The 18,672-nt window shown below is 68.5% G+C and carries 16 protein-coding genes and 1 riboswitch; of the genes, 8 read left to right on the top strand and 8 right to left on the bottom strand.

Annotated features, from left to right (window positions below; translation table 11 throughout):
* Together gcvT and BCM27_RS15715 are read left to right on the top strand one after the other, a co-directional pair.
* Window positions 1-1,119 carry a glycine cleavage system aminomethyltransferase GcvT gene (gene gcvT / locus BCM27_RS15720; RefSeq protein ID WP_004022927.1) on the top strand — a complete coding sequence of 373 codons (1,119 nt, stop codon included), beginning with the start codon at window positions 1-3 and terminating at the stop codon, window positions 1,117-1,119.
* A gap of 91 nt (window positions 1,120-1,210) precedes the next feature.
* Window positions 1,211-2,317 (top strand): branched-chain amino acid aminotransferase, encoded by a 1,107-nt coding sequence (locus tag BCM27_RS15715; protein ID WP_004022926.1) that lies wholly within the window; start codon window positions 1,211-1,213, stop codon window positions 2,315-2,317.
* A 12-nt stretch (window positions 2,318-2,329) separates the two neighbouring features.
* On the opposite strand, the gene BCM27_RS15710 is transcribed toward BCM27_RS15715, so the two are convergent.
* From BCM27_RS15710 to BCM27_RS15700, 3 genes are read right to left on the bottom strand one after another with little or no spacing between them, the layout of a single operon-like run.
* On the bottom strand, window positions 2,330-3,127 hold the full coding sequence (locus tag BCM27_RS15710) for an adenosylcobinamide-GDP ribazoletransferase (RefSeq protein ID WP_004022925.1): 798 nt from the start codon (window positions 3,125-3,127) through the stop codon (window positions 2,330-2,332).
* 17 nt (window positions 3,128-3,144) lie between these two features.
* The gene (gene cobT, locus BCM27_RS15705; protein WP_033203927.1) at window positions 3,145-4,998 is read right to left on the bottom strand and encodes a nicotinate-nucleotide--dimethylbenzimidazole phosphoribosyltransferase; all 1,854 of its coding nucleotides are present in this window, start codon (window positions 4,996-4,998) and stop codon (window positions 3,145-3,147) included.
* 3 nt (window positions 4,999-5,001) lie between these two features.
* Window positions 5,002-5,691, bottom strand: a complete 690-nt coding sequence (locus tag BCM27_RS15700; RefSeq protein ID WP_004022923.1) for a DUF3043 domain-containing protein — start codon at window positions 5,689-5,691, stop codon at window positions 5,002-5,004.
* A gap of 217 nt (window positions 5,692-5,908) precedes the next feature.
* Here BCM27_RS15700 and BCM27_RS15695 point away from each other — a divergent pair, with 217 nt between their 5' ends.
* From BCM27_RS15695 to BCM27_RS15680, 4 genes are all read left to right on the top strand, one after another.
* The gene (locus tag BCM27_RS15695; RefSeq protein ID WP_004022922.1) at window positions 5,909-6,985 is read left to right on the top strand and encodes a glycerate kinase family protein; all 1,077 of its coding nucleotides are present in this window, start codon (window positions 5,909-5,911) and stop codon (window positions 6,983-6,985) included.
* Window positions 6,986-7,204: 219 nt separating this feature from the next.
* Entirely contained in the window at window positions 7,205-7,564 is a 360-nt protein-coding gene (locus BCM27_RS15690; protein WP_004022921.1) for a HesB/IscA family protein, read from the top strand.
* Window positions 7,565-7,768: 204 nt separating this feature from the next.
* Window positions 7,769-8,746, top strand: coding sequence for a carbohydrate kinase family protein (locus BCM27_RS15685; protein ID WP_197505607.1), 978 nt, complete (start codon window positions 7,769-7,771; stop codon window positions 8,744-8,746).
* Between the two features lie 67 nt (window positions 8,747-8,813).
* Window positions 8,814-8,880, top strand: a riboswitch (guanidine-III (ykkC-III) riboswitch).
* Window positions 8,881-8,890: 10 nt separating this feature from the next.
* The gene (locus tag BCM27_RS15680) at window positions 8,891-9,205 is read left to right on the top strand and encodes a DMT family transporter (protein WP_004022919.1); all 315 of its coding nucleotides are present in this window, start codon (window positions 8,891-8,893) and stop codon (window positions 9,203-9,205) included.
* 127 nt (window positions 9,206-9,332) lie between these two features.
* Here BCM27_RS15680 and asnB read toward each other — a convergent pair whose 3' ends face one another.
* Window positions 9,333-11,258 carry an asparagine synthase (glutamine-hydrolyzing) gene (asnB, locus tag BCM27_RS15675; RefSeq protein ID WP_004022918.1) on the bottom strand — a complete coding sequence of 642 codons (1,926 nt, stop codon included), beginning with the start codon at window positions 11,256-11,258 and terminating at the stop codon, window positions 9,333-9,335.
* Between the two features lie 404 nt (window positions 11,259-11,662).
* Between asnB and ctaC the strand changes: the two genes are divergently transcribed.
* Together ctaC and BCM27_RS15665 are read left to right on the top strand one after the other, a co-directional pair.
* Complete coding sequence (gene ctaC, locus BCM27_RS15670; protein ID WP_004022917.1) at window positions 11,663-12,760, top strand: aa3-type cytochrome oxidase subunit II; 1,098 nt, start codon at window positions 11,663-11,665, stop codon at window positions 12,758-12,760.
* A gap of 2 nt (window positions 12,761-12,762) precedes the next feature.
* A complete protein-coding gene (locus tag BCM27_RS15665) occupies window positions 12,763-13,179 on the top strand; it encodes a cytochrome c oxidase subunit 4 (protein ID WP_004022916.1) in 417 nt (138 codons plus the stop codon).
* A gap of 126 nt (window positions 13,180-13,305) precedes the next feature.
* Here BCM27_RS15665 and BCM27_RS15660 read toward each other — a convergent pair whose 3' ends face one another.
* From BCM27_RS15660 to qcrC, 4 genes are all read right to left on the bottom strand, one after another.
* Window positions 13,306-14,802 carry a bifunctional phosphatase PAP2/diacylglycerol kinase family protein gene (locus BCM27_RS15660; RefSeq protein WP_239450608.1) on the bottom strand — a complete coding sequence of 499 codons (1,497 nt, stop codon included), beginning with the start codon at window positions 14,800-14,802 and terminating at the stop codon, window positions 13,306-13,308.
* Window positions 14,803-14,949: 147 nt separating this feature from the next.
* Window positions 14,950-16,572, bottom strand: coding sequence for a cytochrome bc1 complex cytochrome b subunit (gene qcrB / locus BCM27_RS15655; RefSeq protein ID WP_004022914.1), 1,623 nt, complete (start codon window positions 16,570-16,572; stop codon window positions 14,950-14,952).
* Window positions 16,569-17,726 (bottom strand): cytochrome bc1 complex Rieske iron-sulfur subunit, encoded by a 1,158-nt coding sequence (qcrA, locus tag BCM27_RS15650; RefSeq protein ID WP_004022913.1) that lies wholly within the window; start codon window positions 17,724-17,726, stop codon window positions 16,569-16,571. The genes qcrB and qcrA overlap by 4 nt, the downstream gene beginning before the upstream one ends.
* Window positions 17,723-18,619 carry a cytochrome bc1 complex diheme cytochrome c subunit gene (qcrC, locus tag BCM27_RS15645; RefSeq protein ID WP_004022912.1) on the bottom strand — a complete coding sequence of 299 codons (897 nt, stop codon included), beginning with the start codon at window positions 18,617-18,619 and terminating at the stop codon, window positions 17,723-17,725. The genes qcrA and qcrC overlap by 4 nt, the downstream gene beginning before the upstream one ends.
* Between the last annotated feature and the right edge of the window lie 53 nt (window positions 18,620-18,672).

Below are 18,672 nucleotides of genomic sequence, written 5' to 3'. Positions count from 1 at the left end.
ATGAGTGAACTCCTCGCCGGGCCGATCGCCGACCGTCACGCCGCACTGGGGGCCACCTTCGCCGAGTTCGGCGGATGGAACATGCCGGTGTCGTACTCGGGCACGGTGGCCGAGCACGCCGCGGTGCGGGACAACGTGGGCATCTTCGACGTCAGTCACCTCGGCAAGGCGCTGGTGTCCGGGGCGGGCGCGGCGGCGTTCGTCAACTCGACGCTCACCAACGACCTCGGCAAGATCGTGCCCGGCAAGGCGCAGTACACGTTGTGCTGCAATGAGTCCGGCGGTGTCGTCGATGACCTGATCGCCTATCTCGTCGGTGACGACGAGGTCTTCCTGGTGCCCAACGCGGCGAACACCGCGGACGTCGTGGCCCGACTGCAAGCGGTTGCGCCGGAAGGCATTTCGATCATCGACCAGCATCGTGACCTGGCCGTCCTGGCGGTGCAGGGGCCGAGGTCTCCCGACATCCTGACCGGACTCGGACTCCCCGCCGACATGGAGTACATGGCCTTCGGCGACGCCGAGCTCCCGACGGCGGGCGGGACGGCTCGCGTGCGGGTCTGCCGGACCGGATACACCGGCGAACGGGGTTACGAGATCGTGCCGCGCTGGGACGACGCCGGTGCGGTCTTCGACGCCCTGCTCGAGGCGATCACCGCGGCCGGCGGGTTGCCCGCCGGCCTGGGTGCGCGGGACACCCTGCGCACCGAGATGGGCTACGCGCTGCACGGACACGAACTCGGCCCGGACATCTCGCCGGTGCAGGCGCGGTCGAGCTGGGCGGTCGGTTGGGACAAGCCGTCGTTCTTCGGGCGCGACGCCCTGCTGGCCGAGAAAGAGGCTGGGCCGGCGCGTCGCCTTTACGGGTTGCGGGCGACCGGACGCGGAGTCCCGCGGGCCGGCTGCGCGGTTCGGCAGGCAGGCGACGCAGCGGGCGGAGCGGCGATCGGGACCTGTACGTCGGGCACGTTCTCGCCCACGCTCAAACAGGGCATCGCACTCGCGCTGCTGGACACGGCGTCGGGGGTGCGCAAGGGTGACGAGGTCGTCGTCGATGTCCGCGGCCGCGACCTGACGTGTGAGGTCGTGATCCCGCCGTTCGTGCCGTCGCACGTGTGACCTGCGAGCACTCGCATGGGGCCGCACCGGGGCCCGGGGGTGACCCCACCGGGCGCGGAAATGCTTTTGGACCCGGCGGTACGATGGCGCCATGACCTTGGAGTTCAACCGTACCGAGCACCCGCATCCGGTGTCTGAGGGCCGGCGCGCGGAGATCCTGTCCGCCCCGGGATTCGGGCGCCATTTCACCGACAACATGGTGATGATCGACTACGACGCCGAGGTGGGTTGGCACAGCGCCACGGTGAAGCCGTACGGTCCGATCGCGCTGGACCCGGCGGCCACGGTTCTGCACTACGGCCAAGAGGTGTTCGAGGGGCTGAAGGCCTATCGCCAGCCCGACGGTTCGATTGCCGCGTTCCGGCCCGAGGCCAACGCGGCCCGGCTGCAGCGCAGTGCCGAACGACTCGCCATGCCGGCACTGCCGGTCGAGGATTTCATCGCCTCCCTCAAGGCACTGCTGGATGCGGACAACGAGTGGGTGCCTGCCGCCGGCGGCGAGGAGTCGCTGTATCTGCGCCCGTTCATGTTCGCCTCGCAGGCGAGTCTCGGCGTGAACGCCCCGTCCACGAAGTACATCTACTCGGTCATCGCGTCGCCGGCCGGCGCCTACTTCGCCGGCGGCATCAAGCCGGTGAGCGTCTGGCTCTCCACCGAATACGTTCGCGCAGCACCGGGCGGTACCGGGTTCGCCAAGTGCGGTGGCAATTATGCCGCCGCGTTCCTCGCGCAACGGCAGGCGACCGAGCAGGGGTGCGACCAGGTCGTGTGGCTCGACGCGATCGAGCGCCGGTTCATCGAGGAGATGGGCGGCATGAACCTGTTCTTCGTGTTCGGCTCCGGTGCCGACGCCCGCCTGGTGACCCCCGAACTGTCCGGGTCGCTGCTGCCGGGGATCACCCGTTCGTCGTTGCTGACGCTGGCCACCGATGCCGGCTTCGAGGTCGAGGAACGCAAGATCACCACCGAGGAGCTGCGCAAGGGCGTGGCGTCGGGCGACATCACCGAGGTGTTCGCCTGCGGCACCGCCGCCGTCATCACCCCGGTCGGCCGGGTCAAGGGTGAGGGCGAGGACTACACCATCAACAACGGCGAGACCGGCGAGGTGACCCAGGCGTTGCGGGACACCCTCACCGGCATCCAGCGCGGGACGTTCGCCGACACCCACGGCTGGATGACCGAGCTCTACCGCCGCTGACCGGCGCCGCGGTCAGAGCAAGAGGCCGACGACGGCGAGTGCGACCCCGAGTTCGATGGTCGCGCCCAGCACGTCGCCGGTCATCCCGCCCATCCGCCGCGCGCAGTGCCGGGTGAACCACCAGGCCACGGCCGCGACGCCGAGCACGACCGCAAATCCCCGGACGACGGCGGCCACCTCGAGGTGGCCGCCGTCGAATCCGTTGGCAGACAATCCGAGTGGGACGGTCGCGATGAGCGCGACAAGCAGCCAGACCGCGATGGAGGTGTGCTGGGTGCCCGCGACGAGCGCGCCGAAGCCGTTGCGGTGGGCCGGATCCAGTGATCGCCGGGTGCCGATGACCGCGCCGAGCCGGCCGAGCGCGATGGCGAACGCGAGGTCGTACCATCGGGACTCATCGGCCAGTGCGGCGAATCCGGTCGACTGCACCGCCAGGACCAAGACCAGCGTCGCCACGCCGAACGGTCCGACGGTGCCGCTGCGCATCACCTCGGTGACGCGTTCGGGCGCGCCGTAACACCCGAGTCCGTCGGCGGTGTCGGCGAGCCCGTCGAGATGCATGCCACGGGTCAGCGTGGCGAGCAGGACGACGACGAGAACACCGATCAGCAGCGTCGGGAGTCCGGTGTGCGAGAGTCCGAGGGCCGCGATCGCCGATCCGGCACCCAGTACCGCGCCCACCACCGGGACCGACGCCATCACCGCCGCCCCCAGCGATCGATCCGGCGCGGCTGACGCCTCGTGACCTCCGACGGGCGCGATCGTCATCCAACTGAACGCGGTACGGAGCGCCCGGGTCGGCGGAATCACGGCGAATCCGTTCGGCGTCAGGATGTCTCGGCGTCGGCGGCGATGGTCCCGTCTGCGGGGTCCCCATCTGGGGTGCTGTTGTCGGTCACCCCGGCCTCGTCGAAGGTGGCCATGGACACGAGCAGATCGGCGGCCGACTGCACGATCGGCAGGGCCAGGACGGCTCCGCTGCCCTCGCCGAGCCGCATCGAGAGATCGAGAACCGGAACCAGGTCGAGGTGCTCGAGGGCGATCTGGTGGGCGGGTTCGACCGACCGGTGACCGGCGATCCACCAGCGCATCGCCCCCGGCGCGAGCTCGTTGGCGACCATCGCCGCAGCGGTGATCACCACGCCGTCGAGGATGACCGGCGTCCGGCGCAGGGCCGCCTGGGCGAGGAAACCGACGGTGGCGGCCAGGTCGGCCCCGCCGACGGCGGCGAGCAACGCGAGCGGGTCGTGGATCACCTTGCGCGCGCGGCGCATACCGTCGCGGATCGCGGCGGTCTTGCGCATCCACCCGGCGTCGTCGACGCCGGTTCCCCGGCCGACGATCTCGACCGGTTCGCGCCGGGTCAGCGCGCCGATGAGGACGGTGGCCGGGGTGGTGTTGCCGATACCCATCTCGCCGGCGATCAGCAGATCGGTGCCCGAGTCGACGAGGTCGTCGGCGATGGCGCGGCCGGCGGCGAGTGCCTCGCGCGCCTCGGCGAGAGTGATCGCGTCGGTGGTGCGCAGGTCGTCGCTGCTGCGCCGGACCTTGTACCGCGACAGCTCCGGAGCGGTGTCGGCGTCGACGGACATGTCGACGACCTTCACCGTCGCGCCGACGCGGCCCGCCATGACGTTCACCGCCGCGCCGCCCGCGGAGATGTTGGCGACCATCTGTGCGGTCACCTCGGGCGGGAACGCCGAGACCCCACCGCGGGCGACGCCGTGGTCGCCGGCGAAGACGACGACGGTGGGGGAGGTGAGAGGTGCGGGCGGGCACTGGCCCTGGCAGGCGGCGATCCAGACGCCGATCTCCTCGACGCGGCCCAGCGACCCCGGTGGCTTGGTGAGGGTCGCCTGCCGCTTGCGGGCGTCCTGGGCGATCGCCTCGTCCGGCGGCGTGATCGGCGCGAACACCTCGGCATCGGTGGGGTCGGGCCGGGGGCCCGTGGAGAATCCCACGCCCGCAATCGGTTCGGGCGCGGAGGAGTCGGGCGCGGAGGAGTCGGGCGTGGGGGTCGCGGTGGCGACCGACGTCTTCGGAGCAGGCTCGTCGTGATCGGAGGACGTCGCCGAGGGCAGCGGAGTGTCCGACGCCGAATCCGCACTGCCGGTTGTCGTCCGGGTGATCGGCGATCCCGGCGTGGCGGGAAGGTTGAGGACCCGCCCGGCGACGACGAGGTCGACACGCTCGCACACCTGCGCCACCCGGGCGTTGAGGGTGCCGAGCAGGTCCTGGAAGACCCGTCCGGCGGGGGTGGGAGGTACGAGCGAGAGCCCGGCTTCCGGGCTGATGACCACCACATCGGCGGTCATGGCGCCCAACGCGTCGCAGAGGTCGTCGATCGGACCGTCGAGATCGATCTCCGACCCCGAGGTCCAACCGTGGACGGCGTCGATCTGCGCGGTGAGCCAGTTGCCCAGATCGTCGACGAGGGCCGGGATGTCCGGTGCGGAGCGCAGGGCGTGCCCGAGGTCGGTCGTCTCGATCGTCGTGTACCGGGCGTCGCGGCGTTCGCGGTGGATCCGCACGCGGTCCATCCAGTCGCCGTCGGAGGACGTGAGCGGGCCGGTGGCCAGGTATCGGATCTGCCGGTGCTCGCCGAGCAGGGACTCGCCGTGCGCGGACTTACCCGAGCGCACGCCTCCGAGGACAAGGGTGCGCACTGCGCGATCGGTCATCGATCAGACTTCGTCGCCCGGCGAGACCATCGGCTTGGGGGCCCGCATCTTGCGCAGCTGCATCGCGCGGGTGAACGCGTACCAGCCGAGCTTGAAGCCCCCGTCGCCGGACTCCGGGAAACGTTCGGCGACGCGGCGGTTGACCATGCGGCCGAGGATCACACCGTCGACGGCCATCAGTACGACGAACGCGACCAGGATGAGGTTCGTCAGCGCGGCGGCCTGCGGGACCAGGAACATCAGGACGATCAGCAGGATGGCGAACGGCATGAATAGCCCGGCGAAATTGCGCCGGGCGTCGACGATGTCGCGGGTGTAGCGCCGCGCGGGGCCCTTGTCGCGCGGCATCAGATAGGCCTCGTCGCCGGCCATCATCCGTTCCCGCTGCTGGAGCCGCTTCTCGCGTCGCTCGGTGGAGAGTGCGCGCTTCTCCTCCTTGGAGAGCGTGGACTTGAGCTCCTTCTTGCGGGCGCGCGCCTCGGAACGGTTCGTCGGGGGTGGCGCGACGGGACCGCGCCGCCGGTTCTCGGCCTGGCGGCGAGACGGCGTCGGACGCCCCTTGCCCGGAGTGTATTTGCTGCCCTTGGCGGAGGGCGCGACGTCGGTGCCGGACTCGTCGTCGGCGGTGTAGGTGGAGACCGAGCTGTCGCCGGAATCCGCCTGGGTGTCGTCCTTCTTCCATGGCAGCTTCACGCCTGTAGAGCCTAGGTGATCGGTGTTGCGAGACAAACGCGCGGTCGTCGCTATTCGGTGGTCGTCGCCCGATGTCGTCCCGAGGGGCGTGCCCATCGCGGACGCGGCGTCCGGAGTCGCACTGCCGGGATCGGGTCCGCTCCCTATACTCCGTGCTCATGACCGGGAACGATGCGACGCGCGGTGCGGCACCCACGGGACCGGCGACGGGATTCCGGTGCGCATCCTGATCGCGCCGGACTCGTTCGGCGACACCATGTCCGCGGTGGTCGCCGCGCACGCGATCGCCCGCGGGTGGACTGCCGCGCGGCCGGATGACGAACTCGTCGTGGCCCCGCAGTCCGACGGCGGACCGGGCTTCGTCGACGTCCTGGCGTCGCGATTCGGGACCGTGATCACCGAATCGGTGTCCGGCCCGCTCGGCGCGGGCGTGAGTGCCCGGTGGCTTCTCGACGAACCGTCGACCGCCTACATCGAGTGCGCGCAGGCGTGCGGTCTACATCAGCTGGGCGGTACGCCGACGCCGCGCACGGCGGTGGGGGCCGACACCCGAGGTGTCGGTGAGCTCGTCGTGGCGGCACTGGCGCGCGGGGTGGACCGGATCGTGATCGGACTCGGCGGCAGTGCGACGACCGACGGCGGTGCCGGCCTGCTGGAGGCCCTGGGCGGCGGCGATCACGCCCGGCGGCGACTTCGCGGCGTGGAGCTGATCGCGGCATCCGATGTGGAGAACCCGCTCCTGGGCCCGCTGGGCGCGGCGGCGGTGTTCGGTCCGCAGAAGGGCGCCGACCCGGACACCGTCGCCCTGCTCGCCAGGCGGCTCGACGACTTCTCGCGCGTCCTCGGTGACCTCGCAGGTCGGGACATCGCCGACGAGCCGGGTGCCGGTGCCGCAGGTGGTCTGGGTGCGGCGCTCCTCGCGCTCGGAGGCGTCCGCGTCTCCGGCGCCACCGTCGTCGCCGACGCGACCGGCCTGGCTGCCGAGGTCGCCGCGGCCGACGTCGTCGTCACCGGGGAGGGCAGGTTCGATGCGCAGACGCTCCGCGGCAAGGTCGTCTCCGCACTGCACTCCGCTGCCTCGTCGCTCGGCGCTCACGGTGCCGGAGCGGCGACGATCGTCCTCGCGGGACAGGTCGCCCTGAGCCCCGACGAGATCGCCGAGGCCGGTGTGGCGGCAGCGCACGCGATCGTCGACGTCGCGGGCTCGGTCGAGGTCGCGATGGCCGATGCGGAGAACCAGCTCGTCGCGCTCGCCGAAACGGTGGCGTCCGATCTCGATGACGCGCACCGCTGATCGCGCCGATGTGTCGAGCCGAGAACCCGGCCGGACCTCGGGGAAACGCCCGTCCGACTGGACGGGAATACCACGGGGAGGAGTACGGTTGTACGCACGGGCACAACCGGTCGACCTCTCGGCGAGCGGGGTGAATCCCGAACGACCGTGCGGGGCGCAACCCACCACGACGGCATCGGGCCACATTCCACCGGGACCACACCACTTACAGGAGCATCCATGACCGTGCAGAACGAAACGAGCACAGCCACGAGCACCGGCGTCGTCCTCAGCGACGCTGCCGCGTCCAAGGCCAAGGCGCTGCTCGACCAAGAGGGCCGCGACGACCTCGCGCTGCGTATCGCCGTCCAGCCGGGTGGTTGCGCGGGCCTGCGGTACCAGCTCTTCTTCGACGATCGCACCCTCGACGGTGACATCACCACCGACTTCGGCGGCGTCACACTGGCCGTCGACCGGATGAGCGCGCCCTACGTGCAGGGCGCGACCATCGACTTCGTCGACACCATCGAGAAGCAGGGTTTCACCATCGACAACCCGAACGCCACCGGCAGCTGTGCCTGCGGCGACTCGTTCAACTGACACGTCGACACACGTCAGACGCTTTCCGGCACCGGCCGCATCCCATGGGGGTGCGGCCGGTGTCGTATGTCGTGGGGTGAGTAGCGTGGACACCTGTCTGTGTCATCACCTACCCGGGTCATCACCCATTCGGGTCATCACCTGGCGGTCACCACCTGCTGGGCACTATCTGTCGGGCAACCACATGAAGGGCTGAGATCTCCAGTGGCAATCGTTGTGTGCGGCTCCATCGCAACCGATCATCTGATGAAGTTCCCGGGCAAGTTCTCCGAGCAGCTGCTCGGCGACCACCTCGAACACATCTCCCTCAGCTTCCTCGTGGAGGACCTCGTCGTCCGGCGCGGTGGGGTCGGCGGCAACATCTGCTACGCGATGGGTCAGCTCGGCGGCGCCCCGGTCCTGGTCGGGGCCGTCGGGTCCGACTTCACCGAGTATCGCCAGTGGCTCGAGTCCAACGGAGTCGACTGCCGCGGTGTCCGCGTGTCGGAGTCCCATCACACCGCGCGGTTCATGTGCACGACCGACGAGACGATGGCCCAGCTGGCCACCTTCTACGCCGGTGCGATGAGCGAGAGCCGCGACATCGCCCTCGCCGAGGTGATCGCCGAGGTCGGCACGCCCGACCTCGTCCTCATCGGTGCCGACGACCCGGCCGGGATGATCCGCCACACCGAGGAGTGCCGAACAGCGGGTATCCCGTTCGCCGCGGACCCGTCGCAGCAGCTGGCCCGCCTCGACGGCGAGCAGACGCGCACCCTCATCGACGGCGCCGCCTACCTGTTCACCAACGAATACGAGTGGGGTCTCCTCCGTCAGAAGGCCGGGTTGTCCGAGGCGCAGGTCGCCGAGATGGTCGGGGTCCGGGTCACGACGCTCGGCAAGGACGGCGTGGAGATCGTCGACCGCGACGGCACCCGCATCCATGTGTCCGTCGTGCCGGAGACCGCGAAGGTCGACCCGACCGGCGTCGGCGACGGATTCCGGGCCGGGTTCCTGTCCGCGCTGTCCAAGGGACTCGGTTTCGAGCGCGCCGCGCAGGTCGGGTCGATGGTCGCGGTGCTCGTGCTCGAGACCGTCTCGACACAGGACTGGGCCTGGGACTCGGACTCGGCTCTCGCCCGGATCGAAGGCGCGTACGGCGCCGAGGCCGCCGCGGAGATCAAGGCGGCGTTCGCCGGCTGAAGTCCTGTCTGCCCGGGGTGGTGACGCGTCTGACGTTGCCACCCCCGCCCCGGCGTGAGACGTTGGAACGGAGTCCCGATCGAGGACTCCCGGACGAGGGGTGCTGTACCCGGTGTGCGACAAGACGGCCCGTGGGAGGTCGTCATGTCATGGCTCGTTCTCGTCGTGTCGGGTGTGTTCGAAGCAGTGTGGGCCACCGCGTTGGGTCGGTCGGAGGGCTTCACGAAACCGGGGCCGACGGGCTTGTTCCTCGTCGCGCTCGCCATCAGCATGGCCGGACTGGCCTATGCGATGCGCGACTTGCCCGTGGGCACCGCCTACGCCGTGTGGGTGGGCATCGGGGCTTCGCTCACCGTGGTCTACGCCATGCTCACCGGTGGGCAGCCGGTGTCGGTGTTGCGGGTGTTTTTCCTGCTGATGATCGTCGGCGGGGTCATCGGTCTGAAGCTCGCGAACTGAGTGCACGACCGTCGAAGCCGCCCCGGAAATGGGCCCTGCGTGGCGAAGTCGGTGACGTATCGTGGTCGACTGCGCTGTGGCCGGCGATTTCCGGGGCGGGTTGTGTTGCCGGAGAACGACTCTCGGACTAGACCCGCACCGGATAGGTGTGGTCGATGATCTCCGGGACGATCGTGCCCTCGACGAAGATGCCGTGCCAGACCATGAACATCAGGACCGTCCAGAGCCGACGGCTGTTGTCCACCACGCCTTCTCGATGCTCGTCGAGCATCGCGATCACCGCGTCCTTGGCGAAGATGTGATCGGTCTGGGAGTGCGTGATGGTCTCGTGCGCCCAGTCGTACATCTCGGTGCCGGCAAGCCAATGCCGGATCGGAACCGGGAAGCCGAGCTTCTTGCGGTGCAGGACATGCGCCGGGACGATCTGCTCCAGTGCCTTGCGCAGCGCGTATTTCGTTGTGCCGTGGGCGATCTTCTCGTCATGGGGGAGGCCCTCGGCGATCGCGAACACCTCCGGGTCGAGGAACGGCACCCGCAACTCGAGGGAGTTGGCCATCGTGATCTTGTCCGCCTTGACGAGGATGTCGCCGCGCAGCCAGGTGAACAGATCCAGATGCTGCATGCGGGCCACCGGATCCCACCCCTCGCTCATCGCGTAGATCGGGGCGGTGACGTCGGTGTGGGTCCATTCGGGGCGGTAGTCGCGCAGGACCGCGCGTAGTCGCGCGTCGTCGAAGCTGCGGGCGTTGCCGTAATAGCGCTCCTCGAGTGTGAGCGAACCGCGGTGCAGCAGGCTCTTGCCGCGCGTTCCCTCCGGGATCCGGTCGGAGATCTTCCCCGCCGCGCGACGCAGCGGCCGCGGCAGCCGATCGAAGGCGGCCAGGGACAACGGCTCCTTGTAGATCGTGTATCCGCCGAACAATTCGTCGGCGCCCTCGCCGGAGAGCACGACCTTGACGTGCTTACGTGCCTCGGCTGCCACGAAGTACAGCGGGACGAGCGCGGGGTCGGCGACCGGGTCGTCGAGGTACCAGACGATCGAGGGGATCGCCTCGATGAACTCCGACGGTCCGACGACCTTCACCACGTGGCGAGCGCCGATCGCCGCCGCCGACTCGGCGGCGACGTCGACCTCCGAATAACCCTCGCGCTCGAAGCCGGTGGTGAAGGTGATGAGGTCTGGGTTGTGCCGGATCGCCAGCGCGGCGATCGCCGTCGAGTCGATACCGCCGGACAGGAACGACCCGACCGTCACATCGGCCCGCATGTGCTTGGCGACCGAGTCGGCGAGTACGTCGGCGATCTCGTCGTAGCGCTTCTGCCGGGTGGCGTCGGTGACCGGGCGGACGCCGAACTGGGGAGTGAAATAGCGCCGGATCGACAGGGGACTGCCCGGTGTCGCGGTGGCATGGCAGCCCGACTCCAGTCGCCGGATCGAGGCGTGGATCGTCTCGGGTTCCGGGACGTACTGCAGCACCGTGTAGTGCTCGATCGCGCGGGGATCGAGTTCCGTCGACAACCCGATGCGTTCGATCAGTTCGAGCAGACTCTTCTTCTCGCTGCCGAAGACGAGCCCGCCGGGGCCCGATGCCACGAACAGAGGCTTGATGCCGAAGGGGTCACGGGCGAGGAAGAGCGAGCGGTTCTCGGTGTCCCAGATCGCGAACGCGAACATGCCGCGCAGCCGCCGGACCGCGTCGGGTCCCCAGTGATGGAAGGCCGCGACGATCGCCTCGCTGTCGCCCTCGGTGCGGAACAGCGCGCCCTCGTCCCGGGCGAGCTCGGCCCGGATCTCGAGGTAGTTGTAGATCTCCCCGTTGAACACCAGCGCATACCGATCGGGATTCTCCGGCGGACCCCAGCGCAGGGGCTGATGCGAGTGCTCGATGTCGATGATCGAGAGCCGGTTGAAGCCGAACACGATGTCGTCGTCGTGCCAGGTGCCGGGTTCATCGGGTCCGCGATGCCGCATGCAGTGCGAGGCCACCGCCACCGGATCGACGACCTCGGCGGCCGTTCCGTCGGATGTCAGCAGGCCGAGCAGACCACACACGTCTCGTTCTCTCCATTCGGTAGCCAGTCCAGGCGCGGGTTCCGACGCGGCGTCGGACCGCGTCCGAGTATGCCTGAAGCGGCCGGTCGTGTTCCGACACGGCGGGGTCGGGTGACGCGCGTGGCGGGGACGTCGCCACCCGGTCGCCGACATCGGTACGAGGCGGAAACCACGGGGACACGACCGGATCGCGCCCCGATTCCGACAGCTTCCGCGGGTTGGTCTACGCTGCGTAGTACTAGGTGCAAGAATTGCTGTGTGTCCACGGCAAGACCTTGCCCCGTGCAGGTCATGTGGCATGCACTCACCTCGGCGCGAGGGCGCCGGTGAGCGAGCAGGAAGGCGTGAAATTGGCACACGGTGGACGGCCCCGAGCGAGGCGTGTCTCATCAGCGTCGCGGACGATGAAGCGACTGGCATTCGTCGCCACTCTCGGCCTCGGCGCACTGCTGATGTCGGGTTGCGACGCCAGTGAGGCGATGCGTTTCGGTTGGCCCGAGGGCGTCACGCCCGACGGCAAAGAGATGGTCGATCTGTGGACCTGGTCGGTCATCGCAGCGCTCGTCATGGGCATCCTGGTGTGGGCGCTGATCTTCTGGACGATCACCTTCCACCGTGCGAACGACGCGAAGAAGGGCGTGTTCCCGCGCCAGACCGCGTACAACGTGCCGCTCGAGCTCACCTACACGGCGATCCCGTTCGTCATCATCGCGGTGCTCTTCTACTTCACGGTCATCGTGCAGAACAACGTCGAGAGCAAGAACGACGACTCGAAGGTCGTCGTCGATGTGACCGCGTTCCAGTGGAACTGGAAGTTCGGCTACAACCAGGTCGAGTTCTCCGACGGCACGACCTACAACGGTTTCGAGCAGAACGGCAACCCGTTCGAGGTCCAGGCCCAGACCGGTAGTGGCGCCGAGACCGAACACGCCGGCAGCGACGAGGGTGGCGAGCACGGCGAGCTCCCGGGTCCCGCCGGTGGCCGTGACGACGACATCCGCGATTACCTGAAGTTCGACAAGATCGAGACGGTCGGCTCGTCGTCGGAGATCCCGGTGCTGGTCCTGCCGACCGGTAAGCGCATCGAGTTCAACATCGCCTCGGCCGACGTCATCCACTCGTTCTGGGTGCCGGAGTTCCTGTTCAAGCGCGACGTCTTCCCGTTCCCGGAGCAGAACGCGACCGACCCGGTCTTCCAGATCAAGTCGATCGACCGGACCGGCGCCTTCGTCGGCCGCTGCGCCGAGATGTGCGGCACGTACCACTCGATGATGAACTTCGAGGTCCGCGCGGTCGCCCCCGAGGACTTCGACAGCTACATCCGCTTCCGTGAGGCGAATCCCGGTGCCACCAACGCCGAGGCTCTCGCAGCGATCTGCCAGGCCCCGGAATCGGTCACCACGGTGCCGTTCGACACCCGCCGGGCCACCGACGGAACCGTCGGCGCAACCGGTGACCCGGACAACCCGACCCTCGCCAACTGCACCAAGAAAGTGAGCTGACGATGAAGATCGAGGCACGCCTCTTCGAGATGCTGACCGCCTTCTTCTTTCTGACGGGCGTCGCGTACACCCTGTTCACCGCTTTCACCAGCAAGGGCATCGAGTGGGTCGGCGTCGTCGGCCTGTTCTTCGCGGCCGGCCTGACGCTCATCGCGGGCACCTTCTTCCGCTTCGTCGCCCGACGCGTCGAGATCCGCCCGGAGGACTACGAAGACGCCGAGATCGAGGACGGCGCCGGCGAGCTGGGCTTCTTCAGCCCGCACTCGTGGTGGCCCATCCTCATCGCGCTCGGCGCCTCGACCTTCGCGGTCGGCTTCGCCACCGGCAACTTCTGGCTGTCGATCTTCGCGGCGGTGGTCATCATGGGTACGGCTGCCGGACTCGTCTTCGAGTACCACGTCGGTCCCGAGAAGCACTGAGCCGCCGCGGTATACGCGGTCGACGAACACGTACGTGAGCGCCCCACCGGATTCCGGTGGGGCGCTCTCGTGTCGCCGGTATGTCCCGTCCCCCGCAACGCTCGGGCGGGCCACCCGGATCGGGGCTCAGAGCCGCCTGGGGGCTACGGGCCGGAACACCTTGAGGGCGCGGTAGTCGACCCGGAAGTCGGCGTGGGAGTACGAATCCTCGACCTCGCCGTCATGCGACACGGCGACGGGACCGTCGACCGCGGTGAACCGGAACTCGGGCACCTGCATCTCGTGGTAGAGGTGCGAACGTTCGAGGCGTCCGACGGCGAGTGAGCCGAGCAGCCGTAGGGTCGCCCAGCGGTGACCGGTCTCGAGGATGCGCACGTCGAGGAGACCGTCGTCGAGTCGGACACGACGGGTAGGCAGGAATCCGGTCGGCTGGTAGATGGAGTTGCCGACGAGGAACAGGGACGCGTCGAGCACCCGTCCCTCCACCTCGATGCGTACGTGCGGATCCTTGCGGAGGACATGGAGTACGGCGGCCGCGGTCGCGAGAGGACGGCTGATCCGACGCTGTAGGCGCCGGCGGACCCGGACGAAGTCGGGGTGCGCGCCGATGCTCGCCGTGTTCAGGATCAGTCGGGAATCGTTGAGCCACACCGCATCGACACGTGACGCCGACCCGGAACGGATCGCCTCGATGGTGGCCTCCACCGTGCCGCAACCGATGTCGCGGGCGAAGTGGTTGAAGGTGCCCGCGGGGAACACCGCGAGGGCGATGTCGGCGGCGAGTGCCGGCCCGGCGGCGCACGCCACGGTGCCGTCGCCACCGGCCACCCCGAGGATCGTCGCGCGCGTCGCGACGTCGGCGAACACGGCCGCCATGTCGTCGGTCTCTCCGAGCTCGATGATCTCGGCGGCCGGCAGTCGGCGGCGGATCTCCTCGAGGACCCGACGCCCACGGCCATCCGCGGAACCCGGATTCACGACGACGACCAGACCCACGCCGTCCGGGTTGCGGTCCGCGTCGACGACCGACGGGGCGGCCAGGGACAGCGACGGTTCGGTGATGGGCGGTACGACGCGCGCACCGATGGTCGCGATCGCGGCGCCGATGCCGAGCCCGGCGACCACATCACCGGGGTAGTGGGCCCCGGTGGCCACCCGGGACAAGCCGACCAGCCCGGCCAGTGCGGACAGCAGGAGACCCGCCGGCGGGTTCTCGACGGCAACGCCGACGGCGAACGCCGCAGCGCTGGCCGAGTGACCCGAGGGCAGGGAATTCGACGTCGTGCGCCGGCGGCCGCGTCGTGGCACCGGGATGAGCCCGTGGGCCGGACGCGAGCGGCGACGCACACGTTTGGCGCCCTGGTTGGTCACCAGGCTTGTCACGGCGAGCGAGACGATGCCGCGCGCGGCACCGCGCTGCAGCGACGGACGTCCGGACACGGCGAGCCCGGCCGCGATGGCCATCCACAGCTTGGAGTGGTCGGCCGCCCGGGTGAGCGCCGGCATCGTCACGTCGAGCAGTGGGCTCGGTGAGCGGGCGATCGAATCGTAGATCTCGGCGTCGAGAGTGCCCATCCCACGGGTGATCTGGGACAGACCGGAACTTCGGGGCGGTCGGTGCATGGGGTCCACCGTGCCACACCGGCGAACGGTGCCGGGCCCTGACGCGGGGGAGGGGAGTGGTTCGACCCGGAAACGCAGCGCGGGCCGTCGTGCACCCGATGGTGCTCGACGGCCCGCGGTGGGTCGTGCGTAGGACTTCTCGCGTGGCTACTCGCCGAAGGGGTTGCCGCCCTTGGCCTGTAGCTCGCGGAGAGCCTTGCGTTCGCCTGCCTCGATCTCGTGCTCGAGTTCGACGTTGCGCAGCTGCTCCTCCAGCGGATCGGCCGTGAGGATCGAACCGGTACCCGGTGCGCCCGCGGAACCGAGCTTGTTCATCCGCTTCGGCAGCGCCGCACCCTCGTAGGGGAGCGGGATCGGGTGTCCGTGGCTGTCGACCGGGCCGAGCGGCTGGTGGACCTCGATGTACTCACCCTGCGGGAGACGCTTGATGATGCCGGTCTCGATGCCGTGTGCCAGGACCTCGCGGTCGCTGCGCTGCAACGAGAGCGCCCAACGGTAGGTGATGAAGTACACCAGCGGCGGCAGGATGATCAGGCCGATGCGTCCGATCCAGGTCGTCGCGTTGAGCGAGATGTGGAACTTGAACGCGATGATGTCGTTCATACACGCGATCGTCAGCAGGATGTAGAACGAGACCGCCATGGCGCCGATCGCAGTCCGCACCGGTGCGTCACGAGGACGCTGCAGCAGGTTGTGGTGCGCATCGTCGCCGGTGAGCTTCTTCTCGATCCACGGGTAGGCGAACATCAGGCCGAAGATGATCGTCATGATCAGCACGACCCAGTTCGACATCGGCACCGTGTAATTGCCCAGGTAGAGCTCCCACGCCGGGAACAGACGTATCAGGCCGTCGGTCCACATCATGTAGATGTCGGGCTGCGAACCCGCGGAGACCTGTGCCGGGTTGTACGGACCGATGTTCCAGACCGGGTTGATCTGGAAGATGCCCGACATGATCGCGAGCACGCCGGTGACGAAGGCGAACATCGCGCCGGCCTTGGCCGCGAACACCGGCATGATGCGGACACCGACGACGTTCTTCTCGGTGCGGCCGGGACCGGGGAACTGCGTGTGCTTCTGGTACCAGACGAGCGCGAGGTGCGCACCGATCAGCGCCAGGATGATGCCCGGGAAGAGCAGGATGTGCAGCACGTAGAGGCGCGGGATGATGATCACGCCGGGGAAGTCGCCGCCGAACAGCGCCCAGTGAATCCAGGTGCCGACCACCGGGATACCGAGGACGATGCCACTCATCGCGGCGCGGACGCCGGTGCCCGAGAGCAGGTCGTCGGGGAGCGAGTAGCCGAAGAAGCCCTCGAACATCGCCAGGATCAGCAGGAGGCAGCCGATGATCCAGTTGGCCTCACGCGGACGGCGGAACGCACCGGTGAAGAAGATGCGCAGCATGTGCACGATGATCGACGCCGCGAACAGCAGTGCGGCCCAGTGGTGGATCTGACGGACGAACAGGCCACCGCGCACCTCGAACGAGATGTTCAGCGTGGTCTCGTACGCCTTGGTCATCATCACGCCGTTGAGCGGCTGGTAGGCGCCGTCGTAGACCACGCGCGTCATCGACGGATCGAAGAACAGCGACAGGTAGACGCCGGAGACCAGCAGGATGATGAAGCTGTACAGCGCGATCTCACCCAGCATGAACGACCAGTGGGTGGGGAAGACCTTGTTGATCTGGCGACGCATACCCGCGGCCAGGTGATACCGCGAGTCGACTTCTTCGGCTTGAGTGCCGAGGCGTTCGGCGATGCTCATGACTTACGCTCCCAGAATGCCGGTCCTACGGGCTCGATGAAGTCGCCTGCGGCAACGAGGTAACCCTCATTGTTCACCGTGATCGGCAGCTGTGCCAGGGCACGGGCGGCCGGTCCGAAGATGGGCTTGGCGTACTCGAGTGCGTCGAACTGCGACTGATGGCAGGGACACAGGATGCGGTTGCTCCGCTGCTCGTAGAGCGAGGCGGGGCAGCCGAGGTGGCTGCACACCTTGGTGTAGGCGAAGTAGTCACCGTAGTTGAAGCTCTCCTGACCCTTGCGCTTGACGGCACGGGCCGCGTCCTCGGGACGCAGACGGATGAGCATGACGGGGTTGCGGACCTGGTGCAGGCCCTCCTCCAGCAGGTGGCGGGAGTGCTCGGACTCGCCGAACCCGTCCGAACGACGCCAGGGGAACACGGTCTCCATACCGCCTGCGTCGAGATCTTCCGGCCGGACCAGGGCGACCTGGAACGGGTTGCCGGTGTCGCGCCGCAGGTAGATGGTCTCGTTGGGAGCTTCCGGCGGGTTGTAGATCGGCGACCATCCCGAGTGCCACAGCGGCGAGTCGGCACCCTCGGCCCACGGGTTCTTGATGAATCCGCCGAGGAAGGCGACCAGTCCGGTGAGCGCGAACGCACCGAGACCGAACCCGGCCGAGCCGATGATCATCTTGCGGCGACCGAGGGTCGAGGTGGTGCCGGTGTCCTGCAGCAGGCCGACGATCGTCTTCTTGTCGACCTCGGCCGATCCACCGTCGTGACGGTCCTGGACCGAGATCTCCGCCGGGATGAACTTCTTGGTGATGAGGATCATCGCGACGCCGATGGCGAACACCGAGAGGCCGAACGTCACACCGAGGAGCGGCGTGTTGAACGTGTACCACCAGTAGTTCGGGTCATCGGGGAGCGCGAACTCCCAGTGGTTGAACAGGAAGATGCCGAGGCAGGCCAGGGCGGAGACGCCGGCGATGGTGAACCAGATGGCCACCTGACGCTCGGCGCGCTTCTCGACCCGGGTGCCGGGCACGGTGTACCGCTCGGACCGGTGGATGATCTCGACGCCGTCGAGATTGGTGCCGAGTTTGACGAGCTCGTCGGTGCTCATCTGGTCGAGTTCGTCCCGCGACGGGACATCCTTGTCGTTCGCGCTCATGCTCGAGATCCCATCCACATGGCGCCTGCGACGATGGCGATGACGCCGACGAACCACATGACCATGCCTTCACTGACCGGGCCGAAACCGCCGAGTCCGAGTCCACCGCTGGGCTTCGCCTCGGTCGCATACTTGACGTAGGCGATCACGTCCCTTTTCTCTTCCGGATCCAACTGACGGTTCGAGAACTTGGGCATGTTCTGCGGACCGGTCAGCATCGCGGTGTAGATCTGTGCCTCGTTGACCCCGTCGAGGTTCGGTGCGAACTTGCCCGAGGACAGCGCTCCGCCGCGCCCGGTGAAGTTGTGGCACGACGCGCAGTTCAGGCGGAACAGTTCGCTGCCCCGGCCGATGCTGTCGCCGCGCAGGGACTCCTGCGCGACCGAGCCGTCGGCGTTGCGCGGGACCTGCGGACCGCCGCCCTCGGCCTGGATGAAGGCGCCGAGCTGGTCGATCTGCTCGGTCGTGAACTTCGCGGGCTTGCGCTGGGCCTGCGCCTCGCCGCGAGCCGCTGGCATACGTCCGGTCGAGACCTGGAAGTAGACGGCGGCGTCACCGACGCCGAGCAGCGCGGGACCACGATCGGGCACACCCTGGAGGTTGGCGCCGTGGCAGGTGATGCACGAGGTCTCGTAGAGCTTCTGACCGTCGTCGATCATCGCGGCGTTGCTCTCGTCGGCGACCGCGACCTGGGGGTCGGGGGTCAGGACCGAGGCGAGGACGCCTGCCATGACGAGACCGGCCAGCAGCACGATGGTGCCGGTGGCGCGCCGACGGAGCTTGCGTCGTGTCTTGGCGCGGCGGCCGGCGTCGCGTGCAGAGGAGCGTCGGGCCGAGGCATCGGGTCCGACCTCGGTGCCGCTATCCGACGGACGCGGTGGAGATGAACTCATCTGTGACTCTCTACTAAGCGGGACGGGCTGTTGTTCTAGAGCGAGGTCGCCGA

The sequence above is a fragment of the Gordonia terrae genome (genome assembly GCF_001698225.1).
GTDB classification, from domain to species: domain Bacteria; phylum Actinomycetota; class Actinomycetes; order Mycobacteriales; family Mycobacteriaceae; genus Gordonia; species Gordonia terrae.
This window is presented reverse-complemented; position numbering and strand designations above follow the sequence as displayed.